Annotated in this window: 13 protein-coding genes; 10 read left to right on the top strand and 3 right to left on the bottom strand. The window is 69.2% G+C overall.

Features of this window, described 5'->3' with window-relative positions:
* Positions 1-10: 10 nt before the first annotated feature.
* Complete coding sequence (locus DEJ46_RS09200; RefSeq protein ID WP_150265088.1) at positions 11-928, bottom strand: FG-GAP repeat domain-containing protein; 918 nt, start codon at positions 926-928, stop codon at positions 11-13.
* A gap of 563 nt (positions 929-1491) precedes the next feature.
* Between DEJ46_RS09200 and ngcE the strand changes: the two genes are divergently transcribed.
* The 10 genes from ngcE to DEJ46_RS09150 all read left to right on the top strand — a co-directional run bounded on the left by ngcE (position 1492) and on the right by DEJ46_RS09150 (position 14949).
* A complete protein-coding gene (ngcE, locus tag DEJ46_RS09195) occupies positions 1492-2937 on the top strand; it encodes an N-acetylglucosamine/diacetylchitobiose ABC transporter substrate-binding protein (protein ID WP_150265086.1) in 1446 nt (481 codons plus the stop codon).
* 100 nt (positions 2938-3037) lie between these two features.
* Positions 3038-3967 carry a carbohydrate ABC transporter permease gene (locus DEJ46_RS09190; RefSeq protein WP_150265079.1) on the top strand — a complete coding sequence of 310 codons (930 nt, stop codon included), beginning with the start codon at positions 3038-3040 and terminating at the stop codon, positions 3965-3967.
* Entirely contained in the window at positions 3967-4905 is a 939-nt protein-coding gene (locus DEJ46_RS09185) for a carbohydrate ABC transporter permease (protein ID WP_150265077.1), read from the top strand. Before DEJ46_RS09190 ends, DEJ46_RS09185 begins: the two co-directional genes overlap by 1 nt.
* 191 nt (positions 4906-5096) lie before the next feature.
* A complete protein-coding gene (locus DEJ46_RS09180; RefSeq protein WP_150265075.1) occupies positions 5097-6308 on the top strand; it encodes an ROK family transcriptional regulator in 1212 nt (403 codons plus the stop codon).
* Positions 6309-6429: 121 nt separating this feature from the next.
* The gene (locus DEJ46_RS09175) at positions 6430-7494 is read left to right on the top strand and encodes a substrate-binding domain-containing protein (RefSeq protein WP_150265073.1); all 1065 of its coding nucleotides are present in this window, start codon (positions 6430-6432) and stop codon (positions 7492-7494) included.
* Positions 7495-7837: 343 nt separating this feature from the next.
* Complete coding sequence (locus DEJ46_RS09170; RefSeq protein ID WP_150274252.1) at positions 7838-8626, top strand: ATP-binding cassette domain-containing protein; 789 nt, start codon at positions 7838-7840, stop codon at positions 8624-8626.
* Positions 8623-9924, top strand: coding sequence for a sugar ABC transporter permease (locus tag DEJ46_RS09165; protein WP_150265071.1), 1302 nt, complete (start codon positions 8623-8625; stop codon positions 9922-9924). Before DEJ46_RS09170 ends, DEJ46_RS09165 begins: the two co-directional genes overlap by 4 nt.
* A 256-nt stretch (positions 9925-10180) precedes the next feature.
* A complete protein-coding gene (gene dxs / locus DEJ46_RS09160) occupies positions 10181-12133 on the top strand; it encodes a 1-deoxy-D-xylulose-5-phosphate synthase (protein WP_150265069.1) in 1953 nt (650 codons plus the stop codon).
* Positions 12134-12254: 121 nt separating this feature from the next.
* The gene (locus DEJ46_RS09155) at positions 12255-13769 is read left to right on the top strand and encodes an amino acid permease (RefSeq protein ID WP_150265067.1); all 1515 of its coding nucleotides are present in this window, start codon (positions 12255-12257) and stop codon (positions 13767-13769) included.
* A 97-nt stretch (positions 13770-13866) separates the two neighbouring features.
* Positions 13867-14949, top strand: coding sequence for a hypothetical protein (locus DEJ46_RS09150; RefSeq protein ID WP_150265065.1), 1083 nt, complete (start codon positions 13867-13869; stop codon positions 14947-14949).
* Positions 14950-15038: 89 nt separating this feature from the next.
* On the opposite strand, the gene DEJ46_RS09145 is transcribed toward DEJ46_RS09150, so the two are convergent.
* Both DEJ46_RS09145 and DEJ46_RS09140 read right to left on the bottom strand, forming a co-directional pair.
* Positions 15039-17177, bottom strand: coding sequence for a 3-hydroxyacyl-CoA dehydrogenase NAD-binding domain-containing protein (locus DEJ46_RS09145; protein ID WP_150265063.1), 2139 nt, complete (start codon positions 17175-17177; stop codon positions 15039-15041).
* The gene (locus DEJ46_RS09140; protein WP_150265061.1) at positions 17174-18388 is read right to left on the bottom strand and encodes a thiolase family protein; all 1215 of its coding nucleotides are present in this window, start codon (positions 18386-18388) and stop codon (positions 17174-17176) included. The genes DEJ46_RS09145 and DEJ46_RS09140 overlap by 4 nt, the downstream gene beginning before the upstream one ends.
* Between the last annotated feature and the right edge of the window lie 60 nt (positions 18389-18448).

Here is an 18448-nt window from a genome sequence, read left to right as displayed (position 1 = left end):
CCGGGGACGACTAGAACAGCTCGCGGAAGCCGTTCCAGCCGGACGTGCCGATCTTCACACGGCCGGTGTACGGGGTCGTGGCGTTGCCACGGCCCTTGTACAGCCACAGCGCGCCGGCGCCGTCGCGGGCGACGAGGTCGGCCTTGCCGTCGAAGTTCAGGTCACCCGAGGAGACGATGGCGTTGTACGTGTTCCAGCCACTGCCGACACGGGTGCGGGAGGCGAAGGGCGTCCGGTAGTTGCCGGTGCCCTTGTAGAGCCACAGGACGCCGTTGCGGTCACGCGCGACGACGTCGGGACGCCCGTCGCCGGAGACATCGCCCTTGCCGGCGATCTGCGTGTACGCGTTCCAGCCGGAACCGATGCGGTAGCGCTGGGTCAGCGAGCCGTTGCCGTTGCCCAGGTAGTGCCACAGCACACCGGAGCTGTCGCGGGCGAGAACGTCGTCGGCCGTGCCGCCGCCGGTGTTGGCGGCGGAGATGACCTCGTTGTAGATGCCCCAGCCGCCGCCGATGAAGCGGGGCGAGCCGCCGTACGGGGTGTAGGTCAGGTCGCCGCTGTTGACGGTGTACATACCGTTGGCGGAGCCGTTGCCGTCCAGGTCGGCCTGCGAGAAGTGCTTGTCGTAGTTCCAGCCGGAGCCGGACTGGGTGTTGAGACGCTGGATGGCGCCGCCACCGACCGGCTCGTAACGCCAGATGATGCCCGCGCTGTTCACGCCGCTCAGGTAGTTCACCGGAGCGGCGGCGGAGGCGGCGTCGGCCGCGAAGGCGCTCGCGCCGGAGGTCTGCTCGGCGGCGGCGATGCTGGGCTTCGGCGCGTCCGCTGCGACCGCGGCCGTCGTGGTGCCCACCAGGGCCGCCGTTATCGCCGCGACCGTGACACGGGACAGGACGCCCGTGCGATTCAGGCCAGAAGACTTGGCCACGTAGTACTCCAAATGCGTAGGGAACCAGGCAGATTCGCCGCGCCTCCGTCGCGAGGACGGGCGTCGGCGAGACCTCTATGATCCCGGATCCTCCTTATGGAATCTTCACTTGGTGGGGGGTCTGTGACACAACTGTTTCGGTCACGGACGTTTGTCCCTGTTTGCCCCTCCGTCGCCCCGGTCGGCATGGTTCGGTCCCACCGATGGCGTAGCGCGGCCTCCCAATATGTGGAGCTCTGATGTGCTGTCAAGGGTGTTACAGGGCCAACGGTTGGACGAAACGCCGCAGATTCGGCGCGCTTATCGCGGAGGTCTCAACTCGGGAAAGATGGTTGCTGAAACCTGCTTTCGATCTTGCTCAGGAGAAGGGAAGTGGACTATACCTGTCGGCGTCCAGCCAGTCGGAGCACTCCTCGGAGACTCCTCGGAACACTCCGGCGACGGCCCGACGCGTGCACGACCCGGCTGCAAATGACCGCGGTGGCGGGGCCCTTCGCCTGTGGCGAGTGAGTACGGGCGACCGGTACACCGCCTGAGTCCTGAATGAAGGCGAGGACTTGAGCATGGGATCCACCTCCGCTCAGACCAATGAGGGCCTTGGCCGTCGCGATCTGATCAAGCGTTCCGCCGCGATCGGCCTGATTTCGGTGCCGACCATGGGCTTCCTCTCCGCCTGCGCGAGCGGCAGCGGTGACGGAAACGCAAAGGTCGAGAAGGGTACGAAGTCCGACAAGAACCCGCTCGGGGTGAACGAGTCGGCCCCGCTTGATTTCGTCCTCTTCGACGGCGGATTCGGACAGCAGTACGCCAAGGACGCGATCAAGGTCTACGAGACGAATTACCCCAAGGCCAAGGTCAAGTTCACGCCCACCCAGAAGATCACCACCGAGCTCCAGCCGCGCTTCAACGGCGGCAACCCGCCGGACCTCATCGACAACTCCGGCGCGGAGCAGATGGACATGGGCGTCCTCGTCGGACAGAAGCAGCTGACCGACCTCACCGCCCTCCTGGACGCGGCCTCCGTCGACGACCCGAACAAGAAGGTCCGCGACACCCTGCGGCCCGGCATCATCGAGATGGGCCAGTTCGACGGCGCCCCGGTCTGGGTCCTCTACTACGCGTACACCGTCTACGGCGTCTGGTACTCGCAGAAGCTGCTCGACTCCCTCGACGCGAAGTACCCCGAGACCTGGGACGAGATGCTGGCCGTCTGCGAGAAGGCCAAGAAGAAGGGCATCGCCGGCTGGACGTACGCGGGCAAGCACCCGTACTACCTCCCCTTCTCGCTGTACCCGATGATCGGCAAGGTCGGCGGCCGCGAGGTCCTGGACGCCATCGACAACCTGGAGCCGAAGGCCTGGGAGCACCCCGCGGTCAAGGCCTGTTTCGAGGCCTACTACGAGCTCTACCGCAAGGGCTACATCCTCAAGGGCACCCCCGGCCTCGACCACATCCAGTCGCAGACCGCCTGGACCGAGGGCAAGGCGCTGTTCATCCCGAACGGCTCCTGGGTCGAGAACGAGGCGGCGAAGACCATGCCGGCCGACTTCGACCTGGCCGTCTCCGCCCCGAGCGGCCTCGACGCCTCCGACAAGATGCCCTTCGGCACCATGTGGGCCTCCGGCGGCGAGCCCTTCATCGTCCCGGCCAAGGCGGCCAACCCCGAGGGCGGCATGGAGCAGCTGCGCATCATGCTCAGCGAGGCCTCGTCCAAGAACTTCACGCAGTCCGTGAAGTCCCTCTCGGCGTTCAACGGCGGCACCGACGGCATCGAGCTGACGCCGGGTCTCAAGTCAGGTGTCGCGGCCCTGGAGAAGGCCGGCCAGAACGTCGTCAACCCGCGCCTCCAGGACTGGTACGTCGCTCTCCAGAAGGAGAAGATCGGTGTCGCGGGCATCGGCGAGATGATGGCCGGCCGCGCGACCCCGGCCGAGACGATCAAGAAGATCCAGAAGTTCGCCGACGAGGCGGCCCAGGACTCCTCGATCAAGCACTACAAGCACCAGTGAGCAGTGCCGGGGCCCCTTCCCGCCGACCGGGAGCGGGCCCCGGCCCCTTCGCGCGCGGCACCCGCGGCGCGCCTCCGCGGGAAGATCGGGGTCGGTAGGAATGCAGCACGGCAAGTACCGTTTCATCGTGGGGTTCCTGGCGGCACCCCTCGCGCTCTATGCGCTCTTCGTCATCTGGCCGTTCATCCAGTCCATCTACTACTCGCTCACGGACTGGAGCGGACTGAGCCCCGAATTCGGGTTCGTCGGATTCGACAACTACAGCAGAATGCTGGACGACGAGATCTTCTGGAAATCGCTCCAGCACAGTCTGACCCTCGCGGTGGTGCTGCCGCTGGTGACCGTCGGACTCGCGCTGTTCTTCGCATTCATGCTCAATGTCGGAGGTCGGCGCCGCCGTGGAGCGGCCATCGCCGGTGTGCGCGGATCAGCCTTCTACAAGATTGTGTACTTCTTCCCGCAGGTGCTGTCGATCGCGATCGTCGCGCTGCTCTTCCAGTTCGCCTACAACCCGAATAGCGGAGCCATCAATTCCGCTCTGAAGCTCGTGGGCCTCGGCAGTATTCAGCCGGACTGGCTGGGCGATCCGGATCTCGCCCTCATCTGCGTGATGGCGGTTCTCGTCTGGTCCACGGTCGGCTTCTTCGTCGTCCTCTTCTCGGCCGGCATGGCGTCCATTCCGAGGGACTTCTACGAGGCCGCGCTGCTCGACGGCGCCAGCCGTTTCACGACCTTCTTCAAGATCACCCTGCCGCTGCTCTGGGACACCGTGCAGTCCGGCTGGATCTACATGGGCATCCTCGCGCTCGGCGCGGAGTCCTTCGCCGTCGTCCAGATCATGACCGTCGGCCCCAACGGCGGCGGGCCCGACTACTCCACCGTCGTCCTTCCGCTGTACGTGTACCAGAAGGCGTTCCGGGACGGTCAGGCCGCCTATGCAACGACCATCGGTGTCGCGCTCCTTCTCGTCACCCTGGCCTTCGCGGCCGTCGTGATGAAGCTGGGCCGGCGCGAGCGGCTGGAGTTCTGATGAAGACGACCGACACTGCCACCCCCGGCGTCGAGACCCCCGGCCCCTCGGGGGGCTCGGGGCCCGTGGTCACCAAGACGGCGGCGCCCACGTCCCGCAAGGAGTCCAAGAGCGAGGGCGCGGTCCTCAACGTCTTCTCGCACGGCGTCCTGATCATCTGGGCGATCATGGTCGTCATGCCGCTGCTCTGGGCGGTCATGACCTCCTTCAAGACCGACCGGGCGATCTTCACCTCCCCGTGGTCGCTACCGGACGGCCTGCACTTCGAGAACTGGTCGCGCGCCTGGTCCCAGGCACACATGAGCGACTACTTCATGAACACGATCGTGGTCGTCGGCGGTTCGCTCGTCGGCACGCTGCTCCTCGGCTCGATGGCGGCGTACGTGCTGGCCCGCTTCGACTTCCCGGGCAACCGCTTCATCTACTTCCTCTTCATCGGAGGAATGAGCTTCCCGATCATCCTGGCGCTCGTGCCGCTCTTCTACGTGATGCAGAACCTGGCCCTGCTCAACACCCCGCACGGCCTGATCCTCGTCTACATCGCGTACTCGCTGCCCTTCACCGTCTTCTTCCTGACGGCCTTCTTCCGCACCCTGCCCTCCTCGGTGGCGGAAGCGGCCTTCGTGGACGGGGCCTCGCACACCCGGACCTTCTTCCAGGTCATGCTGCCGATGGCCAGGCCGGGCCTGATCAGCGTCGGCATCTTCAACTTCCTCGGTCAGTGGAACCAGTACCTGCTGCCCACCGTGCTCAACACGGAGCAGGACCAGAAGGTGCTCTCCCAGGGCCTCGTCCAGCTCGCCACGAGCCAGGGCTACAAGGGCGACTGGTCCGGCCTCTTCGCCGGCCTCGTGATGGCGATGCTGCCGGTCCTGGCCGCGTACATCATCTTCCAGCGGCAGGTGGTGGCCGGTCTGACCGCCGGCGCCGTGAAGTAGCCGCACCGCTCCCAGGAGGGGTGCCGAAGCCCCGCTCTCCCGCCCCGAAAGGCCCCCGGCGCCGCCGCGCCGGGGGCCCTTCGTGTGCCGTGACACCCGACGCCCACCGCTCAAGGTCTTGACGGGGAGCAAGCCGAAAGCGTCCCCTTAGAGTTCACATGTTGGAGAAATCGGTGGGAGTGAGTGAGTCGATGGAGACTCCGGGGTCGCAGACGTCTCTGCACAGGGCCAATCTCGAACGGGTCGTCCGGGCGGTACGGATGGCCGGCTCGCTCACCCAGGCGGAGATCGCCCGGGCGACGGGCCTGTCCGCCGCCACGGTCTCCAACATCGTGCGGGAGTTGAAGGACGGCGGGACGGTCGAGGTCACCCCGACCTCCGCGGGGGGCCGCAGGGCCCGCAGCGTCTCGCTCTCCGGGGACGCCGGCATCGTCATCGGCGTCGATTTCGGCCACACCCACCTGCGGGTCGCCGTCGGCAACCTCGCCCACCAGGTGCTGGCCGAGGAGGCCGAGCCGCTCGACGTGGACGCCTCCGCGGCCGAGGGCTTCGACCGGGCGGAACAGCTGGTCACACGGCTGATCGCGGCCACCGGGATCGGCCGCGACAAGGTCATCGGCGTCGGTCTCGGCGTACCGGGCCCCATCGACGTCTCCTCCGGCCTGCTCGGGTCGACCTCGATCCTCCCGGGCTGGAGCGGCATCAACCCCGCCGAGGAGCTCTCCGGCCGCCTCGGCGTCCCCGTGCACGTCGACAACGACGCCAACCTCGGCGCGCTCGGCGAGCTGGTGTGGGGGAGCGGGCGGGGCGTCAAGGACCTCGCGTACATCAAGGTGGCCAGCGGCGTCGGCGCCGGCCTCGTCATCGACGGGCGGGTCTACCGGGGTCCCGGCGGCACCGCCGGCGAGATCGGGCACATCACCCTCGACGAGTCGGGACCGGTCTGCCGCTGTGGCAACCGCGGCTGCCTGGAGACCTTCACCGCCGCCCGCTACGTCCTGCCGCTGCTCCAGCCCAGTCACGGCCCGGACCTGACCATGGAGCGCGTCGTCCAGCTGGCCCGCGCGGGCGACCCCGGCTGCCGCCGGGTCGTCGCCGACGTCGGCCGGCACATCGGCAGCGGCATCGCCAACCTCTGCAACCTCCTCAACCCCAGCCGGGTCGTGCTCGGCGGCGACCTCGCCGAGGCCGGTGAGCTGGTCCTCGCGCCCATCAGGGACTCCGTCTCGCGGTACGCGATCCCCAGCGCCGCCCGGCAGCTCTCGCTGGCCCAGGGAGCGCTCGGCGGACGCGCGGAGGTGCTCGGCGCCCTCGCCCTCGTCCTGAGCGAAATGGGCGATTCGACCCTTTTGGAGAGCCCCCTGCCGACGGCCGCCCCGCTCTCCACGCCTGCCTTCACTTAGATAACGAACGGCACCGTTGTCATCTCGTTAAGAATTTACTTCTTGACGACGGTGTTGCGGCCGAGTTGACTTCGGGCATCCTCGGCCGCAACGTCGCGGCCTCGTCAGGGAGGCAACCCCAATGAACGCAGTGACGCGTCGCGCCGTCATAGCCACGGCCGCGGTCTCGATGGCCCTCTCCCTCGCCGCCTGTGGCCAGGCGGGCGGCGGAGACGGTGAAGACAAGGGCAGCTCGACCAAGATCGGTCTGCTCCTTCCCGAGAACAAGACCTCGCGCTACGAGGCCCTGGACAAGCCGCAGTTCGAGAAGGCCGTCAAGGCCGCCTGCTCCGACTGCGAGATCGTGTACAACAACGCCGTCTCCGACGTCGTCAAGCAGAAGCAGCAGTTCGACCAGCTGATCGCCGACGGCGTCAAGGTCATCGCCCTCGACCCGGTGGACTCGGCCAAGGCCGCGGGCTGGGTCAAGGACGCGAAGGCGAAGGGCGTGAAGGTCGTCGCGTACGACCGTGCCGTCCCGGGTGCCGACGCCTACGTCAGCCACGACAACAACAAGGTCGGCGAGCTCCAGGGCCAGGCGCTCCTCGCCGCCCTCGGCGCCAAGGCGGCCACCGCCAACGTCGTGATGATCAACGGCGACGAGAAGGACCCGAACGCCGCCCTGTTCAAGAAGGGCGCCCACACCGCGCTCGACGGCAAGGTCGGCAAGATCGCCTACGAGGCGTCCGGCGAGTGGGACCCGAAGGTCGCCGGCGAGAAGATGTCCGCCGCGATCTCCTCGGTCGGCAAGGACAAGATCGGCGCCGTCTACTCCGCCAACGACGGCATGGCCGGAGGCATCATCACCTCCCTCGAGAACGCCGGCGTGAAGAACGTCCCGGTGGGCGGCCAGGACGCCGAGGTCGCGGGCATCCAGCGCATCGTCGCCGGCTCGCAGACCTTCACGATCTACAAGTCCCCGCTCCAGCTGGCCCCCGAGGCCGCCAAGTTCGCCGTGAACCTGCTGCAGGGCAAGGAACTCGGCGCGCAGGGCGCGACCGACGGCGTGCCCTCCACGCTCTTCCCGCCGGTCGTGGTCGACAAGACCAACATCCAGACCACGGTGATCGCGGACGGCATCTACAAGGCCGCGGACATCTGCACCTCGGACCTCGCCGCCAAGTGCACCGAGCTGGGCATCAAGTAACGCCCCCCCGGGCCTCCTCCCGAGCCCGGCCGGGCCCGCGAGGGCCCGACTCCCCGGCGACGGACCCCGGTGACCCCCGTGGTCCCGTGATCCGCGTACGACCGCCCCGTCCCCGCCTCCCCGCCCGTGCGACCGGCCTCCCGGCCGGGGCGCCACGTGCAAGAGGTGAAGGATCGCGCGGCGGATACGCACCACGAACGGGCTCCGTCCCCACCCACCCGTCCGGTTCCCGGCCGACCCAGACCCCGCTGTCGGTCCGGGAGCCGGACGCGCAAGCCCCCCTCAGATCTCGGCGCCGCCCGGGCGGCGCGCCTTGCCCGCCGCCGCACCGGCGGCGAAGGAGTTGGTTCACGTGTCCCAGACGCCCGTGTTGGCGTTGCGCGGGATCTTCAAGCGGTTCGGAGCGGTTCAGGTCCTCTCCGGTGTCGATCTCGAAGTCCACGCAGGAGAGGTCGTCGCGCTCGTCGGCGACAACGGAGCGGGCAAGTCCACGCTCGTCAAGACGATCGCCGGCGTGCACCCCATCGACGAGGGCGTCATCGAGTGGGAGGGCGAGCCGGTCGAGATCAACCGCCCGCACGACTCCCAGAACCTCGGTGTCGCGACCGTCTACCAGGACCTCGCCCTCTGCGACAACCTCGACGTCGTCGCCAACCTGTTCCTCGGCCGGGAGATCAAGAAGGGCGGCGTCCTCGACGAGGTCGCCATGGAGAAGCGGGCGAAGGACCTCCTCTCGACCCTCTCCATCCGCATCCCCAGCGTCCGCATCCCCGTCGCCGCCCTCTCCGGCGGCCAGCGGCAGGTCGTCGCCATCGCGCGCGCCCTCGTCGGCAACCCCAAGATCGTGATCCTGGACGAGCCGACCGCCGCCCTCGGCGTCGAGCAGACCGCGCAGGTCCTCGACCTGGTCGAGCGCCTGCGCGAGCAGGGCCTCGGCGTCATCCTGATCAGCCACAACATGGCCGACGTCAAGGCCGTGGCCGACACGGTCGCCGTGCTGCGCCTGGGCCGCAACAACGGCACCTTCCCGGTCGCCAGCACCACGCACGAAGAGATCATCGCCGCGATCACGGGAGCCACGGACAACGCCGTGACCCGCCGTCAGGCCCGCAACGCGGAGGTAGCGAAGTGAGCACGACCCCTCCCACCGCGAGCGACGAGACGGCCGTCCCCGAGCCCCGTACGGGCCAGGACGCCCCGGCCGCCGCGGCGATCCCCGCCGTCGACCCCCGCCTTCTCGTCCGCCAGCAGGGCCTCAAGGGCTACGTCGACGAGTTCAAGCGCAAGATCCGCTCCGGCGAGATCGGCTCGCTGCCCGTCGTCGTCGGTCTCATCGTCATCGGCATCGTCTTCCAGGCGCTCACCGGCAACTTCATCACCTCGTACAACCTCGACCAGATCACGCTGTACGCGGTCGGCCCCGGCATCATGGCCGTCGGCATCGTCTTCGTCCTGCTGCTCGGCGAGATCGACCTCGCCGTCGGCTCCGTGGCGGGTCTGGCCGGCGCGGTCTGGGGCGTCCTCGGCACCGACATGCCCGACGGCCTCGCGATCGTCCTCGGCATCCTCTCCGGCACCCTGATCGGCGCCTTCCACGGTCTGGTCTTCGCCAAGATCGGCGTGCCCGCGTTCGTCGTCACCCTCGCCGGCTTCCTCGGCTGGGCCGGCCTGCAGACCTGGGTGATGGGCGACCGGTCCACCATCCCCACCCCGATCGGCAGCTTCGTCGGCGACCTCACGAAGTACTACTTCTCCGACGTCGCGGCCGCCTACGGCCTCGCCGTGGTCGTCGTCGCCGCCTTCTACCTCGCCCAGCTGCGCGACTCCCGCCGCCGCAAGGCCGCCGAGCTGCCGCACCGCCCGCAGAGCGAGATCATCCTGCGCACCGCCGTCCTGGCGGTCCTGGTCCTCGTCGCCGCGTACGGCTTCAACCAGGAGCAGGGCCTCCCGCTCTCCCTGGTGATCTTCCTGCTGATCCTGCTCGTCACCGACTTCGTGCTCCGCCGCACCACGTACGGCCGTCAGGTCTTCGCGGTCGGCGGCGGCATCGAGGCAGCGCGCCGCGCCGGCATCAACGTCTCGTGGATCCGGATCTCGGTCTTCATGATCTCCGGCACCATGGGCGCGATCGGCGGCCTCTTCCTCGCCTCCGCGACCGGCGGCGCCGACCGCTCCCTCGGCGGCGGCAACCAGCTCATGATGTGCATCGCCGCGGCGGTCATCGGCGGCACGTCCCTCTTCGGCGGACGCGGCAAGGTCTGGTCGGCGCTCCTGGGCATCCTGGTCATCCAGTCGATCGTCCAGGGCCTCAACCAGATGAACCTGTCCTCGAACGCGATCCAGTACATGATCACCGGAGCGGTCCTGCTCATCGCCGTGATCATCGACTCGGTCTCCCGCAAGACGCAGAAGTCGGCGGGCCGCGCCTAGGGACCTCGATCCCGCGCGCGTAACGCTCGCCACACCGCCCGGCGCCGCGAAACCGGCGCCGGGCACTGCTGCGTCCGGAGCAGTGCACGAGGGCGTACGAGAGCGGTGCGCGCGGGCGTACAGAGCCGTACAGATCAGCGGCATGTCGGCCATGAGGGTGACGCCTCACCCCCCGGCCCGATGCCCACGATCCAAGACGGAACATTAGACTCGACAAATCGGCAAGCTCGACCAGCTCAAACGCAAGGAGGCACGGGTGGCTCTGCTGACCCGTATCAGGGGACCGCGAGATCTGGACCGGCTTTCCCCGGAACAGCTGGATCAGCTGGCCGACGAGATCAGGACGTTCCTCGTGGACGCCGTCTCCAAGACCGGCGGGCACCTCGGCCCCAACCTCGGTGTGGTCGAGCTGACCATCGCCCTGCACCGGGTGTTCGACTCCCCGAAGGACAAGGTCCTCTGGGACACCGGACACCAGAGCTACGTCCACAAGCTGCTCACGGGCCGCCAGGACTTCTCCAAGCTCAAGATGAAGGGCGGCCTCTCCGGCTACCCCTCGCAGGCGGAGTCCGAGCACGACGTGATCGAGAACTCGCACGCCTCGACGGTCCTCGGCTGGGCCGACGGCCTCGCCAAGGCCAACGAGGTCCTGAGGAAGGACGACCACGTCGTCGCCGTCATCGGCGACGGAGCCCTCACGGGCGGCATGGCCTGGGAGGCGCTGAACAACATCGCCGCCGCCAAGGACCGCCCGCTCGTCATCGTCGTCAACGACAACGAGCGCTCCTACGCGCCCACGATCGGCGGCCTCGCCAACCACCTGGCGACCCTGCGCACCACCGACGGCTACGAGCGCTTCCTCGCACGCGGCAAGGACATCCTGGAGCGCACCCCCGTCGTCGGGAAGCCGCTCTACGAGACCCTGCACGGCGCCAAGAAGGGCCTCAAGGACTTCATCGCCCCGCAGGGCATGTTCGAGGACCTCGGCCTCAAGTACGTCGGCCCCATCGACGGCCACGACATCGAGGCCCTGGAGTCCGCGCTGACCCGCGCCAAGCGCTTCGGCGGCCCGGTCATCGTCCACTGCCTCACCGAGAAGGGCCGCGGCTACCAGCCGGCCCTCCAGGACGAGGCCGACCGCTTCCACGCCGTCGGCAAGATCCACCCCGACACCGGCCTGCCCATCGCGTCCTCCGGCGCCGACTGGACCGGCGTCTTCGCCGACGAGATGGTCGCGCTCGGCAAGGAGCGCGAGGACGTCGTCGCCATCACGGCGGCCATGCTCCAGCCCGTCGGCCTCGACAAGTTCGCCAAGGCGTTCCCCGAGCGCGTCTTCGACGTCGGCATCGCCGAGCAGCACGCCGCCGTCTCCGCGGCCGGCCTCGCCACCGGCGGTCTCCACCCGGTCTTCGCCGTCTACGCGACCTTCCTCAACCGCGCTTTCGACCAGGTCCTGATGGACGTGGCGCTGCACAAGTGCGGCGTCACCTTCGTCCTGGACCGGGCCGGCGTCACCGGCACCGACGGCGCCTCCCACAACGGCATGTGGGACATGTCGATCCTCCAGGTCGTGCCCGGTCTGCGGCTCGCCGCGCCGCGCGATGCCGACCAGGTCCGCGCCCAGCTCCGCGAGGCCGTCGAGGTCACCGACGCCCCGACCGTGGTCCGCTTCTCCAAGGGCGCCGTCGGCCCCGCCGTACCGGCCCTGCGCCGCGTCGGCGGCATGGACGTGCTCCGCGAGCCCGGCAGCGATCTCCCCCATGGCCTGAACGGCATGGGAGGTACCCCCACCGACGTCCTCCTCGTCTCCGTGGGCGCCCTGGCGCCCATGTGCCTGGAGATCGCCGATCTGCTCGACCGTCAGGGCATCTCCACCACCGTCGTCGACCCCCGTTGGGTCAAGCCCGTCGACGAGGCGCTCGCCCCGCTCGCCGAGCAGCACCGGGTCGTCGTCACCGTCGAGGACAACAGCCGCGTCGGCGGCGTCGGCTCGGCCGTGGCCCAGGCGCTGCGCGACGCCGGCGTGGACGTGCCGCTGCGTGACTTCGGCATCCCGCCGCGCTTCCTCGACCACGCCTCGCGCGCCGAGGTCATGGCCGAGATCGGGCTGACCGCCCCGGACATCGCCCGCCAGGTCACCGGTTTGGTCTCACGTCTGGACGGGCGTTTCGAGTCCAGTGCGCAGGCCGTGGAGCCCGCCCGCGACTGACGGATCGCCGTCACCCGGCGTCACCATGGGGCCGGTCGGTTCACTCTTCGGAGTGCCGACCGGCCCTTTCGCGTGCATTCTGACCACAGGGCGGGCAGCCCCATGGCAGGGAGGTACGACCGTGAGTTTGGACCAACAGCCACGCGCGAACTCCGGAGTGTTCCGGACCAAGTCGGTCGAGCAGTCGATCCGCGACACCGAGGAACCGGAGCACGCGCTCAAGAAGTCCCTGTCCGCCTGGGACCTGACCGTCTTCGGTGTCGGCGTCATCATCGGCACCGGCATCTTCGTCCTCACGGGCAAGGTCGCCAAGGAGAACGCCGGTCCGGCGACCGCCCTCGCCTTCGTCGCAGCCGGCATCGTCTGCGCCCTCGCCGCCCTGTGCTACGCCGAGTTCGCCTCGACGGTGCCGGTGGCGGGATCGGCGTACACCTTCGCGTACGCCTCGATCGGCGAGCTGCCGGCCTGGATCATCGGCTGGGACCTCGTCCTGGAGTTCGCCCTCGGTACGGCGGTGGTGGCCGTCGGCTGGTCCGGCTACGTCCGCTCGCTGATGGACAACATCGACTGGCATCTGCCGAGAGCCCTGGAAGGCCCGGACGCGGTCGGCGGCACCTTCGACATCCTGGCCTTCCTGCTGGTCCTGGTGCTGACCGTCGTCCTCGTCCTGGGCATGAAGCTCTCCGCCCGGATCACCGCGGTCGTCGTGGCCATCAAGGTGACCGTGGTGATGATCGTGATCATCGCCGGCCTGTTCTTCATCGTCGGCGACAACTACGACCCGTTCATCCCGCCGGCGGTCACCCCGGAGGGCGGCGGCTCCAACTGGGACTCCCCGCTCGTCCAGACGATTTTCGGCTACGAGCCCACCAACTTCGGCGTCATGGGCATCTTCACTGCCGCCTCCGTCGTCTTCTTCGCCTTCATCGGCTTCGACGTGGTGGCCACCGCCGCCGAGGAGACCAAGCTGCCGCAGCGGGACATGCCCCGGGGCATCCTCGGCTCCCTCTTCATCTGCACCGTGCTGTACGTGGCGGTGGCCCTCGTCGTCACCGGTATGCAGCACTACACGGAGCTGTCCGTGAGCGCGCCGCTCGCCGACGCCTTCAAGGCCGCGGGGCATCCGTTCTACGCGGGCGTGATCAGCTTCGGCGCCGCCGTCGGCCTCACCACGGTCTGTCTGATCCTGCTCCTCGGCCAGACCCGTGTGTTCTTCGCGATGAGCCGCGACGGTCTGCTGCCGCGCTTCTTCTCCGTCACGCACCCGAAGTTCAAGACCCCGTACCGCCCGACGATCCTGCTCGGTGTGGTCATCGCGATCGTCGCCGGCTTCACCAGCATCAACGAACTCGCGACCCTGGTGAACATCGGCACGCTCTTCGCCTTCGTCATGGTGGCCGTCGGCGTCATGGTGCTCCGCAGGACCCGCCCCGACCTGCATCGCGCCTTCCGCACCCCGTGGGTGCCGGTGCTGCCGTGCCTCTCCATCGCGGCCTCGCTGTGGCTGATGCTCAACCTGCCGGGCGAGACCTGGTTCCGCTTCGCCGTGTGGATGGCGATCGGCATTGTCGTGTACTTCCTGTACGGGCGCGGGCACAGCCGGTTGGGCCGGGAGGGCCGGGAGGCGAAGTACTGAGCGGGCGGGGTACCGGGCCGACGGAGGGGTTCGGGCGGGCGACTACAGTCGGTTCGTACCCGAACTCCTCCCGACGACCGGAGCGCTGGATCCCCCCATGGCGAATCGATCCCAGGCCCCCACAGCCTCTGCCCACGGTTCCACTTCCGCCCCTCTCCTCCAGGGTGGCTGGCTGACCAGAGGGGAGGAGGGACGGTTCAGCGTCTACCTGCCCCGGGACGGTGAGGTGGTGCGCTGGACCGAGGAGCCCGAAGGCGGCTGGAGCGGTCCGGTCTCGCTCGGCGGCGACGGCCTGACGCCCTTCCTGGCGGTCGGCCAGGGCGCCGACCGCTACGTCCACCTCGTCGGCCTGCGGCCCACGGCCGGGGAGGAGGGACACGTCGAGCTGGTGCACAGCGTCCAGTTCCAGACGGGCCGTCCTGCAGTCGCGTGGCGCTCCATCGGGCACTCCAACGGCAAGGGGCCGTGGACGGGCAACCCGGCCGTCGCGGTGGACGCCGAGGGCCGCGCCTACGCCTTCGTACGCAACGGCGGCGGCGGGCTGAGCGTCCGGGCGCAGAAGGACGCGGGCGGCTGGCACCCGTGGTGGGACCTGCACGGCTCGGGCACCGACCCGTCCCCGGTCGCGGCGGTCAACGGCCAGGGGCGCGTCGAGCTCCTCACGGCCACCGCGAAGGGGCTCCTCCGCTACGTCCAGGAAGAGCCGGGGGCCAGGCCCGTGCGCCAGGACGTCGTGCCCGCGGAGGTCACCCTCGGCACGCTCGCCGCGGTGACCGGCCCGTCGGGGCACGTGACGCTCTACTACTGCGACAAGGACGGCGGGGTCCGCGCCTGGTCCCCGGGCCGCGGCCTGGCCCCGACCCGCCTCGCCGACGCGGTCGGTACGGGACGGCTCGCCGCGACCCGCTGCCTGATCGACGGCTTCGACTGCACGGTCCTCGCGCAGCAGTCGGCGGACGGCCGGCTCGCGCTCGCCGCCTACCCGAGCGAGCAGGAGGAGTCGGGCGCCCGCTGGTCGGAGACCGGTGAGCCGCGCGGACAGCTGACCACGGTCCTCACCCGGGGGCTCGACGGCCGCCTGGTCGCCATGGCTCTGGCCGGTGCGGGGACGCTGGTCACCACACGTCAGAAGGCGGCGGCGGACGGCCTCCTCCTGGAGAGCTGGCGCCCCGTCGGCTGACCCCCCGGCAGGGCATACGCCGAACGGCCCCGGCACCTTCTTCAGGTGCCGGGGCCGTTCACGTACGCCCTGCGGGGCGCGCTCCGGTGTTACGCCGGGACGCTCGCCACGCCCTGCGCCAGGAAACGCTTGCCGTTGACGCGCTCGGAGACGCCCTCACGGTCCAGGTACGGCGTGATGCCGCCCAGGTGGAAGGGCCAGCCCGCGCCCGTGATCAGGCAGAGGTCGATGTCCTGCGCCTCGGCGACGACACCCTCCTCCAGCATCAGGCCGATCTCCTGCGCCACCGCGTCGAGGACGCGGTCGCGGACCTGCTGCTCGGTCAGGACGGAGTCGCCCTGGACGAGGAGAGCGGCGACCTCGGGGTCGAGCTCCGGCTTGAAGCCGTTCTCCGGCTTGTAGACGTAGAAGCCGCGCTTGCCGGCCTCGACGACGGCCTTCAGGTTGGGGGAGACGATGAAGCGCTCCGGGAAGGCGCGGTTCAGGGTCTCGGAGACGTGCAGACCGATCGCCGGGCCGACGAGCTCCAGGAGGACCAGCGGGGACATCGGCAGGCCGAGCGGCTCGATCGCCTTCTCGGCGGTCTCGACCGACGTGCCCTCGTCGATGACGTTCTGGATCTCGCCCATGAAGCGGGTGAGGATGCGGTTCACGACGAACGCCGGGGCGTCCTTCGTCAGGACCGCGGTCTTCTTCAGCTTCTTCGCGACACCGAACGCGGTGGCCAGCGAGGCGTCGTCCGTCTTCTCGCCGCGGACGATCTCCAGGAGCGGGAGGATCGCGACCGGGTTGAAGAAGTGGAAGCCGACCACGCGCTCCGGGTGCTGGAGCTTCGACGCCATCTCGGAGACCGACAGCGAGGAGGTGTTGGTGGCGAGGATCGCGTGCGCCGGGGCGACCGCCTCGACCTCCGCGAACACCTTCTGCTTGACGGACATCTCCTCGAACACGGCCTCGATGATGAAGTCCGCGTCCGCGAAGCCCTCGGCCTTGTCCAGGACACCGGAGACCAGGCCCTTGAGACGGTTGGCCTTGTCCTGGTTGATGCGGCCCTTGCCGAGCAGCTTCTCGATCTCGGCGTGGACGTAGCCCACACCCTTGTCGACGCGCTCCTGGTCGATGTCGGTCAGGACGACCGGCACCTCGAGGCGGCGCAGGAAGAGCAGGGCGAGCTGGGAGGCCATCAGACCGGCGCCGACGACACCGACCTTGGTGACCGGGCGGGCCAGCGACTTGTCCGGGGCGCCGGCGGGGCGCTTGCCGCGCTTCTGCACCAGGTTGAAGGCGTAGATGCCGGAGCGGAGCTCGCCGCCCATGATCAGGTCCGCGAGGGCCTGGTCCTCGGCGTCGAAGCCCTTCTGCAGGTCCCCGTCCTTGGCGGCCTCGATGATGTCGAGGGCGCGGTAGGCGGCCGGGGCGGCGCCGTGCACCTTGGAGTCGGCGATGGCGCGGCCCTTGGCGACGGCCTGGTCCCAGCCCTCGCCGCGGTCGATCTCGGGGCGCTCGACGGTGACGGAGCCGTTCAGGACGGAGGCCGTCCAGATCAGCGACTGCTCCAGGAAGTCGGCACCCTCGAACAGCGCGTCGGCGATGCCGAGCTCGAAGACCTGCTTGCCCTTGAGCTGGCGGTTCTGGTTCAGCGAGTTCTCGATGATGACCGAGACGGCCTTCTCGGCACCGATGAGGTTCGGCAGGATCGCGCAGCCGCCCCAGCCGGGCACCAGGCCGAGGAAGACCTCGGGCAGCGAGAAGGCCGGGAGGGCCTTCGACACGGTGCGGTAGGTGCAGTGCAGACCGACCTCGACACCGCCGCCCATGGCAGCGCCGTTGTAGTACGCGAAGGTCGGCACGGCGAGTGCGGACAGACGCTTGAAGACGTCGTGGCCGCCCTTGCCGATGGCGAGGGCCTCGTCGTGCTGCTTCAGCAGCTCGACGCCCTTGAGGTCGGCGCCGACGGCGAAGATGAACGGCTTGCCGGTGATGCCGGCGCCGACGATCTCACCGTTCGCGGCCTCGGCCTCGACCTGGTCGATCGCCGTGTTCAGGTTGGCCAGCGACTGCGGGCCGAAGGTGGTCGGCTTGGTGTGGTCGAAGCCGTTGTCCAGCGTGATCAGCGCGAACCGACCCGCACCGGCGGGCAGTTCGAAGTGCCGTACGTGGGCGCTCGTGACGACCTCGTCGGGGAAGAGCGCGGCGGCGCCCTTCAGAAGCTCGGCGGTGGTGCTCACTTGCCCTCCCAGTGGGGGTTTTCCCAGATGACCGTCGCGCCCATGCCGAAGCCGACGCACATGGTGTTGAGGCCGTAGCGGACCTGCGGGTTCTCCTCGAACTGGCGGGCCAGCTGCGTCATCAGGCGGACGCCGGAGGAGGCGAGCGGGTGGCCGTACGCGATGGCGCCGCCGTACTGGTTGACGCGCGCGTCGTCGTCGGCGATGCCGTAGTGCTCGAGGAAGGCCAGCACCTGGACGGCGAAGGCCTCGTTGATCTCGAAGAGGCCGATGTCCTCGATGGACAGACCCGCCTGGGCGAGCGCCTTCTCGGTGGCCGGGATCGGGCCGTAGCCCATGACCTCGGGCTCGACGCCGGCGAAGGCGTACGAGACGAGGCGCATCTTGACCGGGAGGTTGTTCTCGCGGGCGAAGTCCTCGGAGGCGATGATCGAGGCGGTGGCGCCGTCGTTGAGACCGGCCGCGTTGCCCGCGGTGACGTTGCCGTGGACGCGGAACGGCGTCTTCAGGTTGGCCAGCGACTCCAGGGTGGTGCCCGGGCGCATCGGCTCGTCGGCGGTGACCAGGCCCCAGCCGGTCTCACCGGCCTCGGCGTTGGTGCGGCGGACGGAGATCGGCACCAGGTCGGGCTGGATCTTGTTGTCCGCGTAGGCCTTGGCGGCCTTCTCCTGCGAGCGCACGGCGTACTCGTCGGCGCGCTGCTTGGTGATGCTCGGGTAGCGGTCGTGGAGGTTCTCGGCGGTCATGCCCATGAACAGGGCGGACTCGTCGACCAGCTTCTCGCTGACGAACCGCGGGTTCGGGTCGACGCCCTCGCCCATGGGGTGACGGCCCATGTGCTCGACACCACCGGCGATGACGGCGTCGTACGCGCCGAAGGCGATGGAACCGGCGACGCTCGTCACGGCGGTGAGGGCGCCGGCGCACATGCGGTCGATCGAGTAGCCCGGCACGGACTGCGGCAGCCCGGCGAGGATGCCCGCCGTGCGGCCGAGGGTCAGGCCCTGGTCACCGATCTGCGTGGTCGCGGCGATGGCGACCTCGTCGATCTTCGCGGGGTCGAGGCCGGGGTTGCGGCGCAGCAGCTCCCGGATGGCCTTGACGACGAGGTCGTCGGCGCGGGTCTCGTGGTAAATGCCCTTCGGGCCCGCCTTGCCGAACGGGGTGCGGACGCCGTCGACGAAGACGACGTCCTTGACGCTACGAGGCACGATGGCTCTCCTCCAGGGTGCGGGATGGCACTGCTGCTGCGACGCACACCTAAGCGTGCG

This window comes from Streptomyces venezuelae (genome assembly GCF_008642375.1).
GTDB classification, from domain to species: domain Bacteria; phylum Actinomycetota; class Actinomycetes; order Streptomycetales; family Streptomycetaceae; genus Streptomyces; species Streptomyces venezuelae_G.
The sequence above is the reverse complement of the archived record's forward strand: the minus strand, read 5'-3'. Positions and strand labels throughout refer to the sequence as shown.